This is a genomic window from Shewanella sp. HL-SH2 (assembly GCF_051164935.1).
GTDB classification, from domain to species: domain Bacteria; phylum Pseudomonadota; class Gammaproteobacteria; order Enterobacterales; family Shewanellaceae; genus Shewanella; species Shewanella glacialimarina.
In genome coordinates this window covers 2,435,209-2,459,963 of sequence record NZ_CP195035.1, presented here as the reverse complement: position 1 = coordinate 2,459,963, position 24,755 = coordinate 2,435,209, and the positions used below count along the sequence as shown (strand labels likewise).

At 39.6% G+C, this 24,755-nt stretch carries 19 protein-coding genes; 5 read left to right on the top strand and 14 right to left on the bottom strand.

The features are described 5' to 3' along the window. Positions 1–247: 247 nt before the first annotated feature. From ACRWP9_RS10670 to ACRWP9_RS10645, 6 genes are all read right to left on the bottom strand, one after another. Positions 248–466, bottom strand: coding sequence for a DUF2835 family protein (locus tag ACRWP9_RS10670; protein ID WP_226410037.1), 219 nt, complete (start codon positions 464–466; stop codon positions 248–250). Positions 467–539: 73 nt separating this feature from the next. After that, positions 540–3,098 carry an aminopeptidase N gene (gene pepN, locus ACRWP9_RS10665; protein WP_434925997.1) on the bottom strand — a complete coding sequence of 853 codons (2,559 nt, stop codon included), beginning with the start codon at positions 3,096–3,098 and terminating at the stop codon, positions 540–542. Positions 3,099–3,171: 73 nt separating this feature from the next. Continuing rightward, the gene (gene prc / locus ACRWP9_RS10660) at positions 3,172–5,223 is read right to left on the bottom strand and encodes a carboxy terminal-processing peptidase (RefSeq protein ID WP_434925996.1); all 2,052 of its coding nucleotides are present in this window, start codon (positions 5,221–5,223) and stop codon (positions 3,172–3,174) included. 22 nt (positions 5,224–5,245) lie between these two features. Further along, positions 5,246–5,869, bottom strand: coding sequence for an RNA chaperone ProQ (proQ, locus tag ACRWP9_RS10655; RefSeq protein ID WP_434925995.1), 624 nt, complete (start codon positions 5,867–5,869; stop codon positions 5,246–5,248). A gap of 276 nt (positions 5,870–6,145) precedes the next feature. Continuing rightward, entirely contained in the window at positions 6,146–6,604 is a 459-nt protein-coding gene (locus tag ACRWP9_RS10650) for a GAF domain-containing protein (protein ID WP_434925994.1), read from the bottom strand. Positions 6,605–6,679: 75 nt separating this feature from the next. Then, a complete protein-coding gene (locus ACRWP9_RS10645; protein ID WP_434925993.1) occupies positions 6,680–6,964 on the bottom strand; it encodes a YebG family protein in 285 nt (94 codons plus the stop codon). 183 nt (positions 6,965–7,147) lie between these two features. On the opposite strand from ACRWP9_RS10645, the gene ACRWP9_RS10640 reads away from it, so the two are divergent. The 4 genes from ACRWP9_RS10640 (at position 7,148) to can (ending at position 11,945) form a co-directional block, all read left to right on the top strand. Beyond that, positions 7,148–7,774, top strand: coding sequence for a paraquat-inducible protein A (locus tag ACRWP9_RS10640; RefSeq protein WP_434925992.1), 627 nt, complete (start codon positions 7,148–7,150; stop codon positions 7,772–7,774). 103 nt (positions 7,775–7,877) lie between these two features. Next, positions 7,878–8,474, top strand: coding sequence for a paraquat-inducible protein A (locus ACRWP9_RS10635; RefSeq protein ID WP_434929033.1), 597 nt, complete (start codon positions 7,878–7,880; stop codon positions 8,472–8,474). Further along, positions 8,461–11,136 carry an MlaD family protein gene (locus tag ACRWP9_RS10630; protein ID WP_434925991.1) on the top strand — a complete coding sequence of 892 codons (2,676 nt, stop codon included), beginning with the start codon at positions 8,461–8,463 and terminating at the stop codon, positions 11,134–11,136. Before ACRWP9_RS10635 ends, ACRWP9_RS10630 begins: the two co-directional genes overlap by 14 nt. 197 nt (positions 11,137–11,333) lie before the next feature. After that, entirely contained in the window at positions 11,334–11,945 is a 612-nt protein-coding gene (gene can, locus ACRWP9_RS10625) for a carbonate dehydratase (protein WP_434925990.1), read from the top strand. 444 nt (positions 11,946–12,389) lie between these two features. Here can and serS read toward each other — a convergent pair whose 3' ends face one another. From serS to lrp, 6 genes are all read right to left on the bottom strand, one after another. After that, the gene (serS, locus tag ACRWP9_RS10620; protein ID WP_434925989.1) at positions 12,390–13,676 is read right to left on the bottom strand and encodes a serine--tRNA ligase; all 1,287 of its coding nucleotides are present in this window, start codon (positions 13,674–13,676) and stop codon (positions 12,390–12,392) included. Between the two features lie 18 nt (positions 13,677–13,694). Then, entirely contained in the window at positions 13,695–14,069 is a 375-nt protein-coding gene (gene crcB, locus ACRWP9_RS10615; RefSeq protein WP_434925988.1) for a fluoride efflux transporter CrcB, read from the bottom strand. Continuing rightward, positions 14,062–15,339, bottom strand: coding sequence for a replication-associated recombination protein A (locus tag ACRWP9_RS10610; protein WP_434929031.1), 1,278 nt, complete (start codon positions 15,337–15,339; stop codon positions 14,062–14,064). Before ACRWP9_RS10610 ends, crcB begins: the two co-directional genes overlap by 8 nt. A gap of 60 nt (positions 15,340–15,399) precedes the next feature. After that, the gene (gene lolA / locus ACRWP9_RS10605) at positions 15,400–16,032 is read right to left on the bottom strand and encodes an outer membrane lipoprotein chaperone LolA (protein ID WP_434929030.1); all 633 of its coding nucleotides are present in this window, start codon (positions 16,030–16,032) and stop codon (positions 15,400–15,402) included. A gap of 20 nt (positions 16,033–16,052) precedes the next feature. After that, a complete protein-coding gene (locus tag ACRWP9_RS10600; protein ID WP_434925987.1) occupies positions 16,053–18,791 on the bottom strand; it encodes a DNA translocase FtsK 4TM domain-containing protein in 2,739 nt (912 codons plus the stop codon). Positions 18,792–19,049: 258 nt separating this feature from the next. Beyond that, positions 19,050–19,550 (bottom strand): leucine-responsive transcriptional regulator Lrp, encoded by a 501-nt coding sequence (gene lrp, locus ACRWP9_RS10595; protein ID WP_226410050.1) that lies wholly within the window; start codon positions 19,548–19,550, stop codon positions 19,050–19,052. Between the two features lie 182 nt (positions 19,551–19,732). Here lrp and ald point away from each other — a divergent pair, with 182 nt between their 5' ends. Next, complete coding sequence (gene ald / locus ACRWP9_RS10590; RefSeq protein ID WP_434925986.1) at positions 19,733–20,848, top strand: alanine dehydrogenase; 1,116 nt, start codon at positions 19,733–19,735, stop codon at positions 20,846–20,848. 160 nt (positions 20,849–21,008) lie between these two features. Here the strand turns inward: ald and ACRWP9_RS10585 are convergent, their stop codons facing one another. Together ACRWP9_RS10585 and ACRWP9_RS10580 are read right to left on the bottom strand one after the other, a co-directional pair. Continuing rightward, the gene (locus ACRWP9_RS10585; RefSeq protein ID WP_434925985.1) at positions 21,009–23,252 is read right to left on the bottom strand and encodes a sensor domain-containing phosphodiesterase; all 2,244 of its coding nucleotides are present in this window, start codon (positions 23,250–23,252) and stop codon (positions 21,009–21,011) included. Positions 23,253–23,394: 142 nt separating this feature from the next. Beyond that, complete coding sequence (locus tag ACRWP9_RS10580) at positions 23,395–24,609, bottom strand: RsmB/NOP family class I SAM-dependent RNA methyltransferase (protein ID WP_434925984.1); 1,215 nt, start codon at positions 24,607–24,609, stop codon at positions 23,395–23,397. Positions 24,610–24,755 lie beyond the last annotated feature (146 nt).

Below are 24,755 nucleotides of genomic sequence, written 5' to 3'. Positions count from 1 at the left end.
CCCACAGGCAACACCATTGTTACAGTATTTAACCTTGTTGAGCAAGGCCAAAATAAAGAAAATATATAATAAAATTAACGTGGTTAACGAGAATGCTACAACTAGAATGAGTGCTATATTTGAATTGAGTTTAGGGAACAGAAAATGAGTTGATGACAAATAATTAAATACATTTTATTTCAGTAGTTTATTCAAAATTAGTTTGATAGCTTAACATCAAAATCAATAAATCAAACGTTTGAAGTAATTACTCTAACTTGGTTAGTGACTTATATCTACCTTGACTGTCTAACTCCAACTTAAATTGGCCCTTAATACCATTTAGCGTCAAAAAAGGTCTGAAATATTTAGCGTTAATTTGCAAGTGTCGACCTTTAACATCTGTTAAAGCAACGGAATCACTATAACCCTGATAGTATGAAGAAAACTTTATGTAGCTAATATAAATAGAAAAATAAAACTCCACAGGGCCTCCATATAATATTCAGAAATAAAATTAAAAAGAAGGGAGAGTTAACCCCCTTCGGTTTATTTAGCGTTTAACTGAGCGCTTTATTCACCTTCTCGTAAAGGTCTTTAGATAAGTTAGGCAGATTCTGCAGCGTCATTAATGACTGCTTCATCATTTGCTGCCTGCCGTCATCATACTTCGCAAATTGGATCAAAGGCGTAATCATTCTTGATGCTACCTGCGGATTAGTCTTATTTAGCTTAATCAAAATATCAGTTAAAAAAGCATAACCTGCGCCATCTTTGCGGTGGAATTGATAAGTATTACCAGAAGCAAAAGCACCGATTAATGATCTAATACGATTAGGATTACTAAAGCTGAAGCTATTGTGATGCGTTAACTGTTTAATAGCATCAATCACGTTATCGGTATTGGATAATGCCTGTAACATAAACCATTTATCCATCACTAATGGTGTTGTATGCCATGTAGATTCGAATTTTCCCAATAAATCAGCTAAACAATCAAACTGCCCAACAGTTGCCGCCTTTAGTGCAGCAAGACTGTCTGTCATATTAATTGAATGGTTAAATTGCTCAATTACTAATGGCTCATACTCTTGTGAAACACTCGCAAGCAATAACAAACTCACATTCTTAAATGCACGTTCTGCAGCGTTATCAATAACTGAGAGTTGTCTATATCTTGCTAGTAACTCATCTTGACAAGCTGATGCAATTTCTTCAACAACGAACTCTCTTGCCACTTGCAACGCATCTAAGTCAAGCTTATCAACCTGCTCGATCAGAGAGGATGCAGATGGTAAATTCAATATTTCTGCAACCAAAGCATGATCGAGTGCGGGGTCTAAAATTACACCTCGAAATGCTTCAATAACGCCAGCGTCAACAGACATGACTTGCTTATCTGCTAACTGTGAAACATTGTCCCAAACCGATTGACTAAATAATTGAACTGAGGCTTCCCAGCGTGCCACCTCACTTGAAGCAAAGCGCATGATATGAACCAATTGTTCAACGTTAAATGCATACTGTAATTTCACAGGTGCTGAAAAGTCTTGCAAGAGAGAAGCAACTGGCTTCTCACTAAATCCTTCAAAGACAAATTGTTGAGAAGATTTTTTAACGTCCAGTACTTGATTGACAATTGAGCTACCGTCAAGATTAATTAACTCGATGCTAAAAGGAATATGTAGATTTTGACCTTTTATTCCCTGGCTTTCAACAGATTGTTTAATCGTTAAAGTGTATAAACCTGTTGTGTTATCAAATGTATCTTCAACCGCAACTACCGGGGTGCCTGCTTGGGTATACCAACGTCGGAACTGTTGTAAATCATTACCGCTGGCATCTTCCATTGCGTTGACAAAGTCATCACAGGTCACAGCTTGCCCGTCATGACGGTCAAAATAACATTTCATTCCAGCTTGAAAACCTTGCTCGCCAAGAATGGTATGCATCATTCTAATCACTTCAGCACCTTTATTATAAACAGTCACTGTGTAGAAATTATTCATTTCTATCACAGATTCTGGTCGAATAGGATGAGACATAGGACCTGAGTCTTCAGCAAATTGCTGATTCTTCATAACCTTAATGGCCTGAATACGATTAACGGCACGTGAACCAATATCAGAGCTAAATTCTTGATCACGAAAAACAGTCAAGCCTTCTTTAAGGCTCAACTGAAACCAATCACGGCATGTCACACGGTTACCAGTCCAATTATGAAAATACTCATGGCCCACAACAGATTCTATGCCGTGATAATCCTCATCAGTAGCACTCGCTTTGTCAGCAAGCACATACTTTGTGTTGAATACATTGAGACCTTTATTTTCCATTGCGCCCATGTTGAAGAAATCAACAGCAACAATCATATAAATATCAAGGTCGTACTCTAATCCAAATCTGTCTTCATCCCACTTCATCGATTTTTTAAGTGATGCCATAGCGTGAGCAGATTTATGTAAATTACCTTTATCAACAAATACCTGTAACTTTACATCGCGGCCAGACTGAGTAATAAAGTGATCTTCAAGCATATCAAAATCACCTGCAACCAATGCAAACAAATAGCTTGGTTTTGGGAACGGGTCTTGCCAACGCACAAAGTGACGGCCAGAACGCGGCATTTCGCCAGTTTCAATTAGGTTGCCGTTGCTTAATAAATAAGGGAATTGGGCTTTATCGGCTTCGACTCGAACTGTGTAGGTAGCTAACACATCAGGGCGATCTAAGAAATAAGTGATACGTCTAAAGCCTTCTGCCTCACATTGTGTGCAATATGCGCCATCAGACATATATAAGCCTTCAAGGCTGCTGTTTGCTTCAGGATCTAACGCGGTCGTAATTTCTAATTCAAACTCGGTCTCATCTGTAACAACCACTAATTGACTTTCAGTTTGACGATATTCGCACGCCTTACCATTTAATTTCACCGAAACCAAGTTGAGCTGTTCACCGTCTAATATCAAATCTAATTGGTGTGAGTGAGAACGAGTTATCTTACTCAGTGCTATCACCTTAGTATTCTCACCGTCTAAAATCACATTCAGATCAATATGACTAATAGTAAAAGTTGGTGCGGTATAATCTTTTAAATGCTTAACCTGAGCTTCAGACATTATATTTCCTTGCATAATTTATATTTTTATAACAAAAAACGCGCAAATGCGCGTTTTTAATATATTTTTTTAGCTAGAGACTTGGTGCTTTAGCTAACTTTTTTGCGTCTACCATATCCAGCATAATTAAGGCTGTTTCATCTAAGAATGGATCAGGTACTTTAGCATCTTTGTCATCTTCAATATCATCTAAAGACTTAACCACCTCTAGCCCATCGCTGACACGACGTTTGTTAGTTCTGTCTAATGCACGTTTTTCATCGTCTTCACGAGATTTTATCCGTGTACTTTCCACTAAAGATATTGTTTTATCATTATGATGCTTTTTGAATTCTGCAATATCTTCATAGATGTAACCAAACTCTACGTCAGCACTTATACGCTGCTTATGCTTGGTATCAAGTTGAGTGACTAATTCTGGAAATATACTACCAAGTGTCCCGTATTGAGCTACAGGAACCTTGTCCCAAGGCAGCGCATTTTTCTCTTCTGACTCACCATATTCACCGGCATCTAATGCACTTGGGAACAAAATATCAGGAGTCACACCCTTAAGTTGGGTACTGCCGCCATTAATACGATAAAACTTAGCAATGGTGTACTGAACATGGCCAATTGGCTTGTCATACATATCATAAATACGACCTAGGCTTTTATGTTGCTGAACCGTTCCCTTACCAAATGTTGATTCACCTACAATCAGTGCTCGTTCGTAATCTTGTAAAGCTGCAGCGAAAATCTCTGATGCTGATGCACTGTAGCGGTCAACCATCACTGATAGTGGACCGTCATAAGTACTTCTACCATCATTATCGCTATTTTGGTTTACGCGACCATTAGCATCACGAATTTGCACAACCGGTCCTGCATCGATAAACAAACCAGTGAGTAATGTCGCTTCAGTGAGGGCTCCACCGCCATTGCCACGCAAGTCAATAACCACGCCTTCGACTTCAGCTTCTTTCAACTTCGCCAATTCTTTAGCTACATCTTCAGATAGGTTCATATAAAAGCCAGGAATTTGAATAACGCCGACTTTACGATGAGCAAATTCACCTGTGGTAGGCTCAATCACCTTAGAATTGGCTGCACGATCTTCTAGACGAATTTTGTCTCGAATAATAGTAACATCAAAAGGTTTAGCATTGGCGCCACCTTTTTTAGGCAAAATCTGCAGCACAACTTCACTGCCTTTAGGGCCTTTAATAAGTTCAACAACATCATCTAAACGCCAACCGATAACATCAACAATGTCTTTACCTTTTTGGCCAACACCAACGATTTTATCTTCCGGTGATAGCTTTTCACTTAATGCAGCAGGGCCACCTGCAACCAAACTTTTAATGACAGTGTAGTCATCGTCCATTTGTAAAACAGCTCCAATCCCCTCAAGGCTTAGGTTCATTTCCATTTGGAAGCGTTCAGCATTGCGTGGTGATAAGTAACTGGTGTGCGGCTCAACAGTTCTAGCAAAGGCGTTCATCACAGTTTGGAATACATCTTCGCTATTAGTTTGACTTAGGCGTTTAATCGCATTGTCATATCGCTTAGTTAAGATCTCAACAATCTCATCCCATTTTTTGCCCGTTAACTTAAGATTTAACGCATCATATTTAACACGTTGACGCCATAACTCATTAAGCTCAGCGTCATCTTTTGGCCATGCAGAATCTTTACGATCGAATTCATAAGCGTCATCTTCTTTTGCAAAATCGAATTCTGTTTGTAGAAGTGTCAATGCATAGGCAAAACGTTCATAACGACGAGTCTGTAGTAAATCAAACATTTTATATGCAGGTGATATATCACCTGCTTTTACCATGTCATCAAACTGACTTTTAAATTGGTCAAAGTTATTAATATCTGCTTGAGTCAATACATTGCGGCGATAATCGAGTTGCTCTAAAAATCGTGCGTATATCTGCTCTGAAAAAGCATCATCAAGGTCGAAACGATGATAATGCGCACGAGTAAACAAATTTGTTACTCGTTTACTCGCAGCCTGATGTTGAGGCTCTTGGGCTAGTTTGGGTAACTCGCTGATTTGAATCGTTGGTGAAATTGCCCATGCAGAAAATCCGACGAATGCACAAGCAATTGACGCGGCCAATGTAAGTTTTCGCATCAACAAGTTACTCCTTTGATTTTTATAATAGTATGTGGGCTACACGTACTTTGATGCTCAAGCCAGAATCTAACTGAACATGGACATCTTCTTTCTTAATGTCGGTAATCGTTCCAGCAACTGGCGATGCACCTAACTTCACGTTTACACGTTGGTTGGTAGATAGGTCTTCCATTTTTGCAGGTACTAGATTAACAACCGGCGCAGCTACTTTAACAGGACGCTCTTTTTTAGCTTCTGGTCGAGCTTTAGGAGCCACTTTCTTAGCAGGCTTTTTAGCAGCAGGCTTAGGCGCTTGAGCTTGACGTTTAGCTTTGGCTTTGTCTTGGCTCTCTTTCAACGTGGCTTGAGCATGATCAATATGCTCTTGCTCTAAAGCGCCACAATCATTGCCGTCTAAATCAACACGCTGCACGCCAACTTGAACACCTTTAAGGTATCTCCAGCTGCTAGTGTAACGACGCAAAGCAACACGAAGTTGTGTTTTACTAACCCTAGAATCATCAGCTAACCGTTCAGCCAAATCTTGAAATAAACCAATTTTTAATGGCTTTGTGTCGCCCTCTGCAATAAAGCATGCAGGAAAGGTTTCATATAAAAACGCTAAAATTGCGTTGGTGTCGGTCAACTTGTCTGTTGATTCCATTTTTACTTCCACGTTAAATAAGGGGACTAAATCGGCAGATATAAATAAGCCTGTAGTCGTTCATCTTTTGCTAAGATTTTCAGTTTACTGACACTTAGCCTACAAATTAGCATTAACAGCCGTTCTGCTAAAGCCTCTGAAACAAACTCTAACAAATTTTCAGCTATTTACACTAGCATCTATTTGGCTTTTCACAGATATGTGAATGCTCAAGCAGGCTATTATAAAGCTCACAGCAGCGATTGCGACAATCATTTACTATTTTTTGCCTGCAATTTAATCAAATAGGCAAGTTTCAAACTGTTTTACCAGTAATTCAATCCCATCTTGATCATCTTGGTCAAAACGATTGAGTGATGGGCTGTCTATATCAAGTACCGCAATGACCTTACCATTTTGGCGAACAGGTACAACGATTTCTGAATTACTGGCCGAGTCACAGGCAATATGTCCTTCAAACTGATGTACATCGGCTACTCTTTGGGTCTGATTTAGTGCCGCGGCAGTACCGCAAACACCTTTACCCCAGGGTATTCGGGTACAAGCAACTTTACCTTGAAACGGACCAAGTACAAGTTGCTCATCTTTAGTGATATAAAAACCGGCCCAGTTTAAATCATCAAGATTGTCGTTTATTAATGCTGAAAAATTTGCCATTGCAGCAACAATATCGTCCTCACCTGCCATTAAGGCTTCCACTTGACGAGTTAACGTGCGATAAAACTCAACTTTCATTGTAATTCCTTGATCCCAAAATATTACTTTAACTAATTTAACCCATAGGTTAACAGTAGTTTTTATTATTTGAAATTAATCTTGTTTAACGGTCTTCTTCTTTGGCTTTGTTTCTGCTGGTGTAGCCGTTTTAACAACACCACGAAGTACATTGGCTAACTCGTCTTTATTATTTGCTAAATAGAAAGCAAGTTGTTCGCAGGTACCGTCATCTAAATTAGCATCAGAAGCAGCTAGAAATGGTACTAAATTATCGACTATATCGAGCATTTTGTCGTAGGCATCGGCTTCTTTCTTCGATGTGAAAGTCATTTTCTCAACCCCTTCTCTTACCACGACAAATTGAGTTATCACTGCCATGAACATATCTCCACTGTTTTTATATACAGTGCCAAGGTTGACATAGTTAAAGGGTAATACGCAATAGTCATCAACATAATAATTGACTTGTTTTATGATTTTGTTCGATATTGCTCATTAAATTTTTAAATGTCGTATAATATAAGCAGCTTAATGATAAGGAAAATTTAAATAATAAACATAATGCCAGAGCCTAAGCTATTTAAAGCAGTCATTCTTTGTCGCTCATGCGATTTAGTTATTCGAAAGCGCGCATTGCCTTCTAATGTCAGGGCGCTGTGTCCGCGATGCGATACAGCTCTGTATGACACCCCCTATTGCTCTATAAATGGCCTTTTAGCTTTATGTATCACCTCACTTATTTTATTTTTACCTGCTAATTTGTTACCTGTACTTGAAATTAACTTTTTAGGCAGTATTCGTACTACCACCGTTTTTGAATCTGCTCTAGCGGTATGGGGACAGGGATACTGGATTGTAGGTTTGGCCGTGATAGCCTCTGCAGTTGCCGCTCCTGCGTTGTTAGTCTTATCTATTCTATTTCAAGTATTAATTATAAAGTTTAATTTAACCTCTTCTTTTTGGCAGCAAACGTTCCGCGGCCTACTCAAAAATCATGGTTTACTTTCTCAATTAACAATGCTCGAAATTTATGTGATTAGTTTTTTAGTCTCGGCATTTCAGCTATCTGACTTTTCTGACGTTTATTTCGGCATGGGAACATTAAGCTTTTGTTTATTATTCTTATCAATTCTATTTTTACAGCGTGAATATAATCTTGAGCATATGTGGAGTTTTGTGAATGACTGATAATAACGAAGTCACTCATTCGACTTTGTCACAAGCAGAAGTTGAAAAAGGTCAAGTTGAAAAAGGTAATCAATTAACCTCATTAGCGCCTCAGGGTCAGAAGATGGGGGTGTGTTTATGTTTGGTGTGCAAAAAAGTTAATCCGACAACCGAGCAAAATTGTAGTCGCTGTCATTCACGCCTGAGCACCCGAAATTATGCTAGTATTCAACAAAGTTGGGCTTTATTAGTCACAGCAACCGTTTTGCTGGTCCTAGCGAACATTTATCCCATTACCTTACTAACCAATCGTGGTGTAGTGACTAACGATACAATATTTAGCGGCATTGCACATCTTGTCCATTTAGGCCTTTACCCGATTGCCATCATTGTGTTTACTGCCAGTATTCTTGTACCTTGGCTTAAAATTTTCGGACTGGGGCTGTATTTATGTGCCATCAGCTTTAATATCCCTATTTCTAAACGAAAAATGATGATCGGCTTTCACATTATTGAATGGATTGGGCGCTGGTCAATGTTAGATCTATTTGTTATTTCACTCACTGTGGCATTAGTGAATATGGGGCAACTATTAGATGCAAAACCCGCTCCTGCGGCAACCGCCTTCGCATTAGTAATATTATTAACACAACTCGCAGCAAAAGTGCTGGACACTCGCTTACTTTGGGACCGCTTGGAAACTCATAATGACGCAAATTGAATCGCCAAAAGTTGTAAAGAAAAAACTATTTTCTCCTATCTGGTTACTCCCTATTGTTGCTTTGGTACTTGGCGCTTGGCTAGGCATAAAAAGCATTAAAGAATCCGGCGTTGAAATAAACATTCACTTCCCGAGTGCAGCAGGCATTGATATCGGTAAAACCTTAGTAAAATATCAAGGGTTAGCTGTGGGTAAAGTCACGGATGTCAGCATTGATGAAGATCTTAATGGCGTAAATGTAAAAGTCGTTATGGACTATCGTGCAGATCCTTTTTTGAACAAAAACACTCAGTTTTGGTTAGTTAAACCAAAAGCCAGTATTACTGGTGTTGAAGGACTTGAAACGCTATTTTCGGGTAATTATATTGCCATTCAACCGGGAGATGGTAAATCACGCACTAATTTTGAAGCACAACGAGAGGCACCAGCTATTACTCCTGGTAGTGAAGGCATGGTTATTGAACTTCATACCGATAAGCTTGGCTCTATTGACGTAGGTTCATCTATCTTTTATCGACAAATACCTGTTGGTAGTATTGTAGGTTATCGATTATCAGGTAGCTCAAATGTTATTATTAGCGCCTTTATTCAGGAGCAATATTCGCATTTAGTGCACTCTGACTCTCGTTTTTGGAATGCATCAGGCCTCAGTATTGATGCCTCACTATCTGGGGTCAAAATCAATACCGAAAGTCTTGCTTCAATTTTAGCAGGTGGCATTAGTTTTAATACCGGCAGTGAAACCACTCAAGCTGAGAATGGGGATATTTTTAGTTTATTTGAAGACGAAGAGCATGCTAACGGCGGCTTAGTATTTAATCTGCACTTACAGAATGCCGAGGATATTAGCGAAAACGCGAGCTTGGTTTATAGAGGCGTTACTGTCGGTAAAGTTGAAAAACTTGCTTTAACTGACACAGGAGTAACGTTACAAGCTGCAATTGAATTGCAATATCGCTCATTATTAGCAGCGGATTCTCGATTTTGGATTGCCGGTGCGGATATTTCTTTTGCTGGTGTGAAGAATCTATCACGCTTAGTGACAGGCAATGTGATTAATATTTTACCAGGCACTTCCACTGCAGCAATACCGTCAAGTTACCCGCTTGAAACCCAGGCTCCAGATCTACTTAAACAGCAGAAGTTATTAATAAACTTAACATCAGACTCACACACTGGTATGAGTATTGGAGCACAGGTCAGGTATAAACAACTACCAATAGGAAAAATTATTTCGACCCAATTGACTGAAGATTTTAGTGCGGTTAAGTATCAGGCTGAGATTTACCCCGAATTTAAATCACTTATCACTCAGGGCAGTTTTTTTGTAAGTGAACAGGCAATCAAATTAGACGCATCCTTAGATGGAGTTAAATTTGAAACACGTGATTTAACAACATTACTTGAAGGAGCGATAACATTAGTTCCCAGTCGAGCTAAGGAGACCGTCAAGTCAGGTAGCGCATTTACCATTTATAATAGTATCGATTCTGCACAGCAGTTATTTGCTGAACAACAAAAACTTAAATTGACTGTTATTAGCCAAGATGGTGCAGGCTTAAGTGAAGGCGCACCCATTTATTATAAAAAAATGCCTATTGGTCACATTATAAAAATTGAGTGGCAAGCTAAAGAAGATTTATTTGCACTGCATTTATCTATTGAACAGCAGTTTAAGCAGTTACTGCAACCTAAAACGGTATTTTGGCGTAATGATGCTGTGACAGTGAATGCAAGTTTGGCGGGAGTGCAAATTGATGTAGCACCGCTTGCAGGGGCAATTAAAGGCAGTATTTCACTCGGTTTTATTGATGATGAGCTGTTTGAATCAGTTGATACTAAAACGTTATCGACACAAACCAAGATAGTATTTAATAATCAACTTTTTGACAATCAACATTTAGCCTTAACCCAGGCAAAACCAATTGCTATTGTTTTACCCGCCAATGCTAAAATTGAACCTAACTCCCCTATCCGTTTCCGTGGCCATCAAATAGGTGAAGTGAAACAAGTTAAATTAACTAAGGATTTATCTCAACAGCATGCTACTGCTTATTTATATGGAGAATATGCTAAGCACTTTAGTAAACAAGACTCTGAATATTTTGTTGTTGAAGCACAAATCTCGCTTGCTGGTATAAAAAATGTTGATACGCTAATCACGGGTGCGTACATTGGTGTATTGCCGGGGACATCTAATATTACTAGCGACCAGTTTGAAGCAAAAATGGCTGTTCGCTATGATGCAAACCGCCCAAAAGATGCCGTTAGCTTTACCTTAATCGATAATCAATTGGGGTCAATCAAAGTCGGCACGCCTCTATTTTTCAGAGGCATAGCCATCGGCCAAATCGATGCTTACGAGCTATCAAGTACAGGCCAACAAGTCACTATGTTTGCTCATATCCGTCAAGAGTATGCTCACCTTGTTAATACCAGCAGTCAGTTTTGGGATGCATCAGGAATTAAACTTGAGGTTGGTATTTTTTCTGGGGCACAAATTGAAACGGGTTCACTTGAAACGCTACTCTCAGGAGGAATTTCAGTGGTGACTAAAGACATCACAACAGCTGTAAATAAGATTTCACCTTCAACTGAGTTTTTGCTACAAAACAGCATGGATAAAGAATGGCAAGAGTGGAGCCCAGCTCAAGATAAGTAAATCAGGCTTGTTACATTTTTTAAAGGCGAAGTAATTATTTTACTTCGCCTTTTTTTTAAAAATTAACAATTCTATCAATCAAACAGATTATTGGTTAATTGGATAGACCAGATCAGCGTGTTTTACTGATATACTCGTTATAAAATTACACCTAGGCAATCAGCATATCTATACTTAACAATGATATGTGACACTTTATGAAACTGTTAAAACCTTTATTTGATAATAACCGCCGCTGGGCTGAGCGTATTAATCAAGAAGATCCAACCTTTTTCCAAAAACTGGCCAATCAACAGAATCCTGAATACCTTTGGATTGGGTGTTCCGACAGCCGTGTTCCATCCAATCAAATTATTGATTTAATGCCGGGTGAAGTCTTCGTCCATCGTAATATTGCCAATATGGTAATCCATACCGATCTTAACTGTTTATCCGTCTTACAATATGCGGTAGATGTTTTAAAAGTTAAGCATATTATGGTCGTTGGGCATTATGGTTGTGGTGGCGTAAAGGCGGCTATGCAAAATCAACGTCTTGGTTTAATTGATAACTGGTTAGGCCATTTACGCGACATCCATCGCATTCATCAAGATGAATTAACCGGTTTAAATGAAACCGCGCGTTTTGACCGTCTTTGTGAGCTAAACGTCATCGAGCAAGTGGCTAACGTCACCACATCCACAATAGTCCAGGAAGCTTGGGATAGAGGTCAAAATGTCTCTGTTCATGGCTGGATTTATAGTATTAATAATGGATTATTAACCGATTTAGGTGTGACGGCCGATCATGATACTGCATTAAGAACCTAGTTTACGTTATCCTATTTGCAATGCGCATTTGATATAAGCACACTTTATATTCTTAATAAGTTACTCTTAACTGAATGCAACTTTAACAGAGTAACTTTCTAAAAAACTCGATGCATAGGATACAAAATCTTGTAATTATATGCCGCTTTATAGTTTCTTACCTTTTTACTTCAGTTGAATATGTTAAAAAATAACAAAAAAAGCCTCATTGATTTATCAAAGAGGCTTTTATATTTTGACTTTAAAGTTTGAAGCTATTTTCAATAACAATGAAAAGTGCTTGAGCAAATTGAAACATTACTAACGCACCGAAAAACAACATCACTAACGAGTAGATTCTACTTTTATTATTATCATTACGCCTAGGCGCCATAGTCGTACTTTCCCAAGCACTTACCCCCAATAACCATCTCATTAATGATTACTGAGGATTAATTGTATCTGTTAACCAATAACGGCTAAACCACCCATATATGGACGCAATACTGCAGGCACTGTAATAGTACCATCTGCATTTTGATAGTTTTCTAATACTGCCACTAAAGTACGTCCAACCGCTAAACCAGACCCATTTAATGTATGTAATAAGGCAGGCTTGTTATCCACTTTATTACGATATCTAGCCTGCATGCGACGCGCTTGGAAGTCCTTCATGTTTGAACAAGAAGAGATTTCACGGTAAGTATTTTGGGCAGGTAACCACACTTCAATGTCGAATGTTTTACTTGCGCCAAAGCCCATGTCACCAGTACACAATACAACTGTACGGTAAGGTAGTTCGAGCGCTTCTAAAATGCTTTCAGCATGTTTAGTTAACTCATCTAATGCGGTCATTGAATGGTCTGGGTGAACAATTTGCACTAATTCAACTTTATCAAATTGGTGCTGACGAATTAAACCTCGGGTATCACGACCGTATGAGCCTGCTTCACTTCTGAAACACGCTGTTAAGGCCGTCATTTTTATCGGTAATTCGGCTTCATCAACAATCGTGTCACGCACCAAGTTAGTTAGCGGGACTTCGGCTGTTGGGATCAAAGATAAGCTTTGTGCTTCTTCAGTTGCTGGCTTGGTGTGGAATAAGTCTTCACCAAACTTAGGCAACTGACCTGTGCCCAGTAAGCTATCTTCATTGACTAATAACGGCACATAGGCTTCGGTATAACCATGTTTACTAGTATGGGTATCAAGCATGAATTGACCAAGAGCACGATTTAAACGCGCGATTTGACCTTTCATCACAATAAAGCGCGAACCAGTAATTTTGACCGCATTTTTAAAATCTAGACCTTGGAGTGCTTCGCCTAAATCAAGGTGATCTTTAACTTCAAAATCAAACGATTTAGGTGTACCCCAACGTCTCACTTCTACGTTGTCATTTTCATCTGCACCTTGTGGGACAGCATCGTCAGGTAAGTTAGGTAAACTCATTGCAATTAAGTTTAACTCTTGCAATAACGCGGTTAATTCGGTCTTTTTAGCATCTAACTGGGCACCTAAATCACCTACTTGCGCCATGATCGAACTGGTATCTTCACCACGAGCTTTTGCTTGGCCTATCGACTTAGAAATCGCGTTACGAGAAGCTTGTAACTCTTCTGTTTCGACTTGTAGCGTTTTGCGCTTGTCTTCTAATGTGGATAAGTGTTTTACATCCAAAGTAAAACCTCGGGCAGCTAAACGCTCAGCTGTGACTTCTAGTTCGTTACGCAAAAATTTTGGATCTAGCATGTTGTTAGTTCTTTTTAGTTAAACGCGTGAAAAAATCAGCTGCTGACCTACATACACCATGAATAAACACAGTGATACATTCAGCAACACATTAAGCATACTTTTAAACCATAAACCCTGCTGCATTAGCAATAAGGTTTCATTGGAGAAAGTAGAAAAGGTAGTTAATGCCCCAAGTAAGCCAACACCAACAAGTGACTTTACTTCAGGGCTTAAATGGCTCAGTTGCCCTAAGGCATAAACTATTCCCATTAGAAACGATCCTAATACATTGACCAACAGTGTACCAAAAGGAAAACTGCTTCCAAATACTTGGATCATAAAAATTGAAATAAGATAACGTAAAACAGCACCTATTGACCCACCTAACGCAACAAATAGAATATTAGTCATAGCGTTTGTGCTCACTTTGGCGATTACGTTGCTCAAGGTTGGCTAATTTATCTTGTATACGCTTTTCAAAACCACGGTCTGTTGGTTGATAAAAATGACTGTCGAGTAAAGATTCTGGGAAATAATTCTCTCCCGCAGCAAATGCGTCAGGTTCATCATGGGCGTAGCGGTATTCTTGACCATAGCCAATATCTTTCATTAATTTGGTAGGAGCATTACGTAAATGATTGGGCACAGGTTCATGCCCAGTTTGTTTTGCAAGCTCTCTGGCCTGTTTAAATGCGGTGTAAACAGCATTACTTTTTGGCGCGCTGGCTAAATAAAGTACCGCTTGGGCTATAGCACGCTCACCTTCAGCAGGACCTAAGCGATGAAAGCAATCCCAGGCATTTAATGCAACTGTCATTGCCATCGGGTCGGCATTACCAATATCTTCAGATGCAATGGCTAATAATCGCCTAGCAACATACAAAGGATCACCGCCCCCCTCTAGAATACGGCAGAACCAGTATAAAGCGGCATCAGGGGCGGAGCCACGAACCGATTTATGAACCGCTGAGATTAAATCGTAAAACTGATCGCCATTTTTGTCATAACCTGCCACTTGATGACCGGCTACTTGAGTAAGCATATCAAGGCTGAATTGACCTTTATCGATTACCAGATCGCTCATTAACTCGATTAAATTTAGCGCTTTTCGGGCATCGCCATCACATATTTGCGCCAATGACTTAGCGACTAAACTAGGCAATTCAAGTTGTCTTTTACCCAAACCGCGCTCATTATCCATTAATGCTTGTTGCGCTATTTGAATAATTTCATCATCAGTTAACCGATTAATGAGATAAACACGCGCACGAGATAATAAGGCATTATTGATTTCAAAAGAGGGGTTTTCAGTGGTTGCGCCAATAAAAATCACCGTACCATCTTCAATAAAAGGCAAAAATGCATCCTGCTGACTTTTATTAAATCGATGTACTTCATCAACAAACAATAAGGTGCGTTGTCCACGGCTTTGGGCTATCGCTTTAGCTTGTTCAATTGCAGCACGGATGTCTTTTACACCTGATGTTACCGCAGAAATACGCTCAACGTGAGCATTGGCATAATGGGCAATAATTTCGGCTAAGGTGGTTTTACCGGTCCCAGGTGGCCCCCACAACAACATAGAATGGGCACGATTTGCCTCTAAGGCTTTACGTAAGGGTTGCCCTTCACCTAATAGATGTTTTTGGCCTATGTATTCGCTAATTTCACGCGGCCGCATTCTTGCCGCAAGTGGGCGAAAATCAGGCGCGAAATCAAAACCGAGATTTGCCACCTTCAGTTATTGGATCTGCTTTAAACGTTGATCGTCAATATCAACATTTTCAGGAATGGCAAACTTAAATAACGTTTTTTCAGATGGCGAAACAGGACGTTGCTCTGTCAGCATAAACTGACTTAAATTGCCTTGCTCATCGGTTAAATCAAACGCCAACAGTTGCTTACCTTTAAAACACACAGCTACCGCCACAACATTACCACGGGCTTCTTTAGAGGAAATATCAAAACACTCAGCTTTGCCAGCCGTTTTGGTGACATTATATTGCGACCATGTTGCTTCATCACGATGAACTAACAGCGCTATAGGAGAAGCATCGACAGCTTGTGATACATCCATCACAGTGACTTCCTCTGCAAATGGGTTATATACCCATACACTAAGACCATCGGCTACAATCAATGATTCATCAGGCTCAGTTAAGTGCCAGTAAAATTTATTCGGGTACGACAAAGCAAATATTCCGCTACCTGACTGAATAAGTTTTTGATTTACATCCGTTACTTTTTGCTCAAACTTAGCATGTAAGTTGTCAATATTAGTGAGCTTGGCTCGCAATGAATTGGCATCGTCAGCCATTACACTGTGGCTGCTTAATAAAGCCATTACTGTCATTGAAATCATGGTCGTACGCATAAATAGCATAAAAATTCCTACTAATTTCTTGGTGGCGGTGGCGCCAAAACTTCACGATTTCCGTTATGCCCTTGTGAGCTAACAATCCCTTGCGCTTCCATTGATTCAATAATTCGTGCTGCTCGGTTATAACCAATTTTGAATTTACGTTGCACACTTGAAATAGAGCCTCGTCGAGTTTCTGTGACAAACGCAACCGCATCATCATAAAGTGCATCTAACTCATCATCTGAGTCACCGGTCTCACCAGGTAACAGCACTTGTTCTCCATCTGAGATACCATTCAAAATTTCTTGAACATATTGAGGCTTACCGCGTTCACACCAATCTGCAACCACTTTATGAACTTCATGGTCATCAATAAAAGCACCATGAACACGGTTTGGCACGCTAGTACCTGGTGGTAAATACAACATATCGCCCATACCTAATAACGTTTCGGCCCCCTGTTGATCTAAAATGGTTCTTGAGTCTATTCGAGACGATACCTGGAATGCGATTCGAGTCGGTATATTAGCTTTAATCAAACCAGTAATAACATCTACAGATGGGCGCTGGGTAGCCAAAATAAGATGAATACCTGCAGCTCGAGCTTTTTGGGCGATACGAGCAATAAGCTCTTCCACTTTTTTACCCACTATCATAATCATGTCAGCAAACTCATCTACCACAACGACAATTGCAGGTAATTTGTCTAATGGCGGTGCTTCATCTAACATGCTTTCAGACTGCTTCCAAAGTGGATCCGGAATATATTCCCCTCTGGCTGCGGCTTCTTTAATTTTGATGTTGTAACCTTTTAAATTACGCACCCCTAAAGCCGACATCAATTTATAACGACGTTCCATTTCGCCCACACACCAACGCAGTGCATTGGCGGCTTCTTTCATATCGGTTACCACTTCACACAGTAAGTGTGGGATGCCTTCATAAACTGACAATTCAAGCATCTTAGGGTCGATCATAATAAAGCGCACGTCATCAGGACCAGACTTATACAATAAGCTGGTGATCATCACGTTTACGCCTACTGATTTACCCGAGCCTGTGGTACCCGCTACCAATAGGTGTGGCATCTTACCTAAATCGACAATGACAGGCTCGCCGGAAATATCCTGGCCGAGCACCATAGATAAGGTTGATTTACTGTCTCTAAAAGCATCGCTGTCTAATACATCGCGCATGTAAACAGTTTCACGGAACTTGTTAGGTAACTCTATACCGACATAGGCTTTACCTGGAATAACTTCCACAACACGGACATTTTCTGACAATAATGAGCGCGCTAAATCTTTTGACAAATTAGTGATTTTTGAGGCCTTCACTCCCGGTGCAAGTTCGAGTTCAAAACGTGTCACAACAGGGCCAGGATACACACCTACAACGTTAGCGATAATATTAAAATCGGCTAACTTCATTTCCACTAATCGCGCAACTTGCTCTAATTCTTCTTCACTAATCGGGTTTTTCTTTCTATCTGGCACATCTAATAAACTGATACTGGGCAATAAAGTCATCGGTTTTTTGGCTTGTTGAAGTGTTTGACCATCAATAAGCACAATACCATCTACAATTTTGGCTTCTTTTTTAGGTTGCTGTTGAGCAACTAACGCGCCAGTAGAATGTACTGGTGCAAATTCGATGTCATCATTAGATTCATCTAAATCATCGTCAAGATCATCATCCAAATCATCAATAGCCGAAAAACTCGGGGTTCTGACTTCATCGTCTTCAGACCAAGAGGTAAAAGACGGGTCTAAATCATTAATGTCCTGTTGGAACATTTTAGGTTCCAAGCGTTCATCATCGTCATCTTCATTTATTTCAGACTCAACTTTAGGCTCAAGCGGCTCAGGTTTTATTTTACGACTAAAAATACTGCGCTTTTTCTCTATTGTTGGTGTTGGACTATCTTCATCAGTTGATGACTCATCAGCATCAAATACATTAGAAGTTGTTTGCTTTAATTCAGAATGTGATTTATCTGCTTTAAGTAAGCTTTGGATATTTCGTGATGAAGCAGTTTTCTTTTCATCAATATTAGCGGTAAAAGAATGTGACAACTCATCGTCAAACCCACTGTCACGGCGTTGTTTAAACTTATCTACAACAGACATAAAACCACGTGTATCTTCGGTTTCACGTTCACGTTTGAACACTTGCGGTAATTGCCATATCTTCTTTGCTAACCAAATAACGCCACGGCCAAGCAATTCAATAATCGTTAGCCAGCTAATTCCTGTGGCGAGGGTAAATCCCGCACCAATAAAACACAGTAATAATAACGTGGTACCCAATATACTAAAATAAGGCAACATGGCTTGACTGATGACATCACCCGCTACACCACCAGCAGAAAATACATAGATATCATCGACATTCATGCTCACCATAGCAGCCAGCGCAAGTACCATTAACATGAAACCGATAATACGAAGACCTACAGAAAAATAATCGACTTCTAGCAATCGATGTGAGCGGTTAAAAAAGAACCAACCGGTGGCAGCAATTATGACCGGAATGGTATAGGCGATAAAACCAAAAAAATAAAATAAAACATCAGCAGTCCATGCGCCAACAGCGCCGGTCCAATTGTGTATTTCACCTTGAAAATGCGATTGGCTCCAACCCGGATCATTAGGGCTAAAGCTAGATAACGCCAACAAAATGTAGGTGGCGACCATACAGCAAAGAATTAAACCGCCTTCAAGCAGTCGCTGCAGTCCACTGAGTGTTTTTAAATTGTTTCCCTGAGTCAAAGGAATCATCCATAAAAAATGAGAGAGATTAATAGTACAGAATATAACAGAATTAGTCTGTGTTATCAGTGATTATGCACTGAGTACACCATAAGCTCAATTGAATGTGAATAGGATTTAATCGCTTGAATTAAGGAATGATTAAGAGTGGATGAATAATAAACAGAATTAGCCGATTCAACGACTAATTCTGTCGCAGTTTCTTTTTTTGACTCACTAATGTAGTACGCCATGTTAATGTGAAATCAATAATTGCGATTAATCCACCAGTAAATTTAGGGCAACTTTATTGGTTTGCTTCACTTCTTCCATCACCACGTATGTACGTGTATCAGAAACTGAAGGTAATTTTAGCAGAGTTTCGCCAAGTAAACGACGATAAGCAGACATGTCGGGTACCCGCGTTTTAAGCAAATAGTCAAAATCGCCGGAGACCAAATGACACTCTTGAATATCATCGAGTAGTTGAACAGCACGATTAAAACGGTCAAAAATATCAGGGGTATCGCGATTTAAGGTGATTTCGACAAATACCAATAAAGATGCGCCTAAATAGTGTGGATTAACTAATGCCGTATACCCATTTATATACCCTTGCTTTTCAAGACGCTTAACCCTTTCTAAACAAGGTGTTGGGCTAAGGCCAACACGTTTAGACAATTCGACATTTGAAATACGACCATCCACTTGGAGTTCATTCAAAATGTTTCTATCAATCCGGTCCAAATCTTTTATTGAATAGTTTTTATTGTTAGCCATATTTTAAACTCTAATTTAACACTTAAACGACATTTGTATCTTTTTATTATCAAACTTCAGCAGGATAAACTACTTAAGCAGTACTATACTAGAGTTCTCTGAAACAAGCACGTTCAGGGTAAATAATTAATAATAAAATTACTCGTCTATCCTACGAGTACAATTCTAATCGAGGCTCAAAAATGATTATTGGTGTTCCAACAGAAATCAAAAACCACGAATACCGTGTTGGCATGGTTCCTTCAAGTGTTCGCGAGTTGACTATTAAAGGTCATGATGTTTTTGTTCAATCTGATGCTGGTGTTGGTATTGGCTTTACCGATCAAGATTACATCGACGCAGGTGCTGTTATTTCAGCAACGGCTGCCGAAATTTTTGCTAAAGCTGACATGATCGTAAAAGTAAAAGAGCCACAAGCGATTGAGCGTGCCATGTTACGCCACGACCAAATTCTATTTACTTATTTACACCTTGCACCAGATCTAGCACAAACTGAAGATCTGGTTAAAAGTGGTGCTGTATGTGTTGCTTACGAAACCGTTACAGATGACCGTGGCGGCTTGCCACTACTTGCTCCTATGTCTGAAGTTGCTGGTCGTATGTCTATACAAGCAGGTGCACGTGCACTAGAGAAGTCACTTGGTGGTCGTGGCATGTTACTAGGTGGTGTACCAGGTGTTGAGCCAGCTAAAGTTGTGATTATTGGCGGTGGTATGGTCGGCACTAATGCTGCACAAATGGCTGTTGGTATGGGTGCTGATGTGGTTGTTCTTGACCGCAGCATTGATGCTCTTCGTCGCTTAAATGTGCAATTTGGCTCAGCAGTCAAAGCGATTTACTCTACAGCTGATGCTATTGAGCGCCATGTACTTGAAGCTGACTTAGTGATTGGCGGTGTATTGGTGCCAGGCGCTGCAGCACCTAAACTTATCACCAAAGACATGGTTAAACGTATGAAGCCTGGCAGTGCCATTGTTGACGTTGCTATTGACCAAGGTGGCTGTGTAGAAACTTCTCACGCTACTACTCACCAAGACCCAACTTATATCGTTGATGATGTAGTTCATTACTGTGTCGCTAACATGCCTGGTGCTGTTGCACGCACGTCAACTTTTGCATTAAATAATGCCACCTTGCCTTATATCATTAAGTTAGCGAACCAAGGATATAAGCAAGCTTTATTGAATGACAAAAACTTCCTCAATGGCTTAAATGTCATGCATGGAAAGATCGTCTGTAAAGAAGTAGCTGAAGCACTTTCACTCACCTTTACCGATCCAAAGAGTTTACTTGCTTAATAAGCTTAAACATCAAATTTAAATACCGCTGTTCAGCGGTATTTTTTTGCCCATAAAAAAGTGATGTTTAAAGTTGCACTATTGAATATCAGCATCACCAAATAACAACTTACTGAATACAACTTAAGAAGGGTATTCCAAAGTTAACCCACTTTTTACGTTAGTTTAAGAACATCAAATTAAGAAAATCGGCTTTAGGCATAGGCTTATAGAAAAAATAGCCCTGTACTGCGGGAATATTCAATTGATTGACAAAGTCTAACTGGCTCTGAGTTTCAACCCCTTCGGCAACAACAGTCAGATCAAGTGCATTACTCATGCTCACAATAGCCTCGACCAAAGCATTATGCCGAGAGTCTGTCTCAAGCTTTTGGATAAAAGACTTATCTATTTTTATTTGGTCAACGGGGAAATTAACTAAATATGACAATGATGAATAGCCTGTACCGAAGTCATCTATGGAAATTTGTATGCCTCTTTTACGTAATAGCGACAAAACCTCGCACACTTCAGATTGCTGTTTCATCATAAGTGATTCAGTAATTTCTAGGGTAATCATCTCATAAGGAAATACATCAATACTTAGTGTTTCAAGGACTGTATCAAAATACTGTAAAAATCGCTTTTGAAGATCCCCGGACCAGAACTCTAATGTCGAGACATTAATCGATATTGGTATGATTAGATTACGTTTTTTTAGCTCTATCGCGGTCATTACAGCTTGAGTTTTAACCCACTCGCCTATTTCAACAATTAAGCCTGATTGTTCTGCAATAGGGATAAACAGATCTGGGGAAATGAACTTACCGTCATGGCTCCAGCGCAGTAAGGCTTCGGCCTTAATTATTTTGCCACTAATAGGGTCTACAATCGGCTGATAATATAATTCAAATTCATTTTGGCTTATTGCTTTTTTCAAATAAAAATGCAGTTGCGCTGTGCGCTCAGCTTCTAATTGTATGTCCTGATTAAAAAATTGATAACAATTACGTCCGCTGGCCTTAGCATTGTACATCGCTTGGCTAGCACAATTTAACATGAGTTCTGCACTCGAAGCATCATTAGGGTATGTGGCGAATCCACTGCTAATACTCAAGCTTAGAAGCTCATGACTAATAGCTATTTCTTTACCGATTACAGCTTTAACTTGCTCAGCAAACACAGATAATTTTTCACTGGTTTGATTTCCAGGTAGCACTATCGCAAATTCATCTGCAGCAATTCGGCAAGGCAAGCTATTTTCAGGAATAATCTCGAGTAAACGCTTGCCTACTCGGCACAAAACTTCATCACCATTATCAGCACCCAAGGAATCATTAATTTGCTTAAAATGATCTAAATCTAGAATCATTAAACTGAACTGTGATTGGCCTTGTACGGCTGTGCTTTGATTAATTAATGTTTGTAATTTTTTGAATAAATATTTTCGATTCGCTAAGCCAGTAAGTTGATCATAATTATTTTGGAAGTCGATTAATTTTTCAGCTGTTTTTCTAGCGGAAATATCGGTAATCATCCAGGCATAACAATTTTGCTGGGTTAACGAATCGCGAATAACTGTAACAACCAGCTCAATATCGATAATATCGTCAACTGTTTTTAAGCCTTTTAATTCCCCTACCCACGAATGTCCACGATGAATAAATGTGAATAACTCATCAATAAGGTCTTGATCTGAAGACTGCAAATAAGCCTTAATATCAAAGGTTTTATTATTATAGTCATAAAGTGTGGTTGATTTAATAAAGCTAGGATTAGCGGATAATACGGCATTTTGCTCGTTAGTAATGACTAATGCTATTGGTAAATTTTCAAAAATTTTACTGCTTAAACGTTGTAAATGTAATCCTCGACTACGCTCAATAGCTAAGCTGGCTAATCTTGCTGCTTCTTGAATTAAATGTAAATCTTGCTCAGTGGGTGATTTTATCGTGTCGTAATACATGGCAAATGTACCGAGTATTCGATTGTCAGTATCAAAAATAGGTTCGGACCAGCATGCCCTTAACCCCGCTTTAAGAGGTAGAGATTTATAATCAATCCAATTAGGATCAGTTTCAATATCTTCGACTATTACTCTTTGCTGCAAATGTGCCGCGGTACCACATGAACCCACGTTAGGGCCAATTGCTACACCATTGATGGCATCATTATATTCGCTTGGAAGGTTAGGCGCTGCACCGGATAATAATCTTTTCCCATCATCACTGAGTAATAAGACTGATGCCCGGGTACCCACTTTTTGAGCTTCGATTAACAACACTAAGGAGTGTAAAATCTCACCCAATGAAACGCCTTCAAGCACCATGTTAAGAATAGTGCTATAGCGTTCAATACTGGACTTGTATTGTGCGGTTAATAATAACTCGGACACAAGGTTGGTATCTGGTTGACCTAAATCCATGCAACTCCAAACAGACAATAATTACAAGATAAAACACTCAACAAGAGTACCCTATCAAGGGTATGCATTATATTAAATATGATCAACATTTGTTTCGAATTTATTGTTTTTTAGTAAAAGAATTTTACATTTTAACCTAACACTATTCTGAATCTCGGCTCATTCTGGCGATATAAAAACCATCAAAACCATGCTCTGAAACCAAAATAGATTCATCATCAATTAAACTAAAATGAGGATTGTCTGCTAGAAAACGATTAACTTGATTGCGGTTTTCATCCGGCATAATTGAGCATGTCGCATAAACCAACATACCGCCGACTTTGACCATACGACTGTAGCTATCAATGATTTGTTTTTGCAGCTCAATTAATATCGGAAGACGTTCCGCGGTATCACGCCATTTTGAATCAGGATTACGCTTTAGGACCCCTAAACCTGAACAAGGCACGTCAAGTAATACTCGGTCTGCGGTCAGCTTTAGTCGTTTAATGGTTTTAGAGCTGGCAATAATGCGGGTTTCAACATTATGGGCACCCGCTCTTTTAGCACGGGTTTTAAGGTTATCAAGTTTCCACTGCTCAATATCCATCGCTAATAAGCGCCCTTTTCCTTGCATTTGTGCCGCTATATGTAATGTTTTGCCGCCAGCACCTGCGCAGGCATCTACAACGCGCATCCCAGGTTTAGCATCCACAGCGGCGGCAACTAATTGCGAGCCAGCGTCCTGTTGCTCAAATAACCCTTTTTGAAAGCAATCTGTTCTAAATAAGGCAGAATTAGATGTGACTTCAAGGGCGCTATCGACAGACTCAACTATTTGAGTATCAACACCTTCTTTGGCTAGCTTTTCCATCAATGTTTCACGATCGCACTTTAAGCCATTAACGCGAATATAACGCTTAGGGGCTTGCATTAATGCTGCACGTTCAGCAGGCCATTTTTCGCCTAACTGCGCATCTCCTAAAATATCTAACCATTCTGGGCAACCATCCCATAATGTCGGTATCGCTTTAGCCGCTTCAATGTTTGCTCTCAATGCCGCTTCATCAACTTGCAATGAATATTGCATTTTGGGTAAGGCTAAATCATGGAAAAGATGCCAACCATTAAGCAATTTAGACCCTAAACGTTCAAATTCATCCTGTTCAATATCAACAATAAAGCAGTACAGATTTAATCGACGTAAGATATCTCCGGCAACCACAGTAATACGCGCTTGTTCAGCAGGTTCAAGCTGTAAACCAGAGAAGTTATGTGAATAGGCACGATCTAATGGCTTGCCCTGGTTTAGTACCATGGTTAACACATTTAACACCAGCTCAGAAGAACTGCCAGATAAGGAATAAGTCAGCATAACACTCTCAATTTAGACACAATGAAAAAACAGAAACACAATTGCGCCGATCATAGGTATTTACGCCACTGATAGCAATAAAAAAGCGACCTAAATGGTCGCTTTGGATAGTCATATGGCCTGTTGCCCAATGAATATAACCTAAA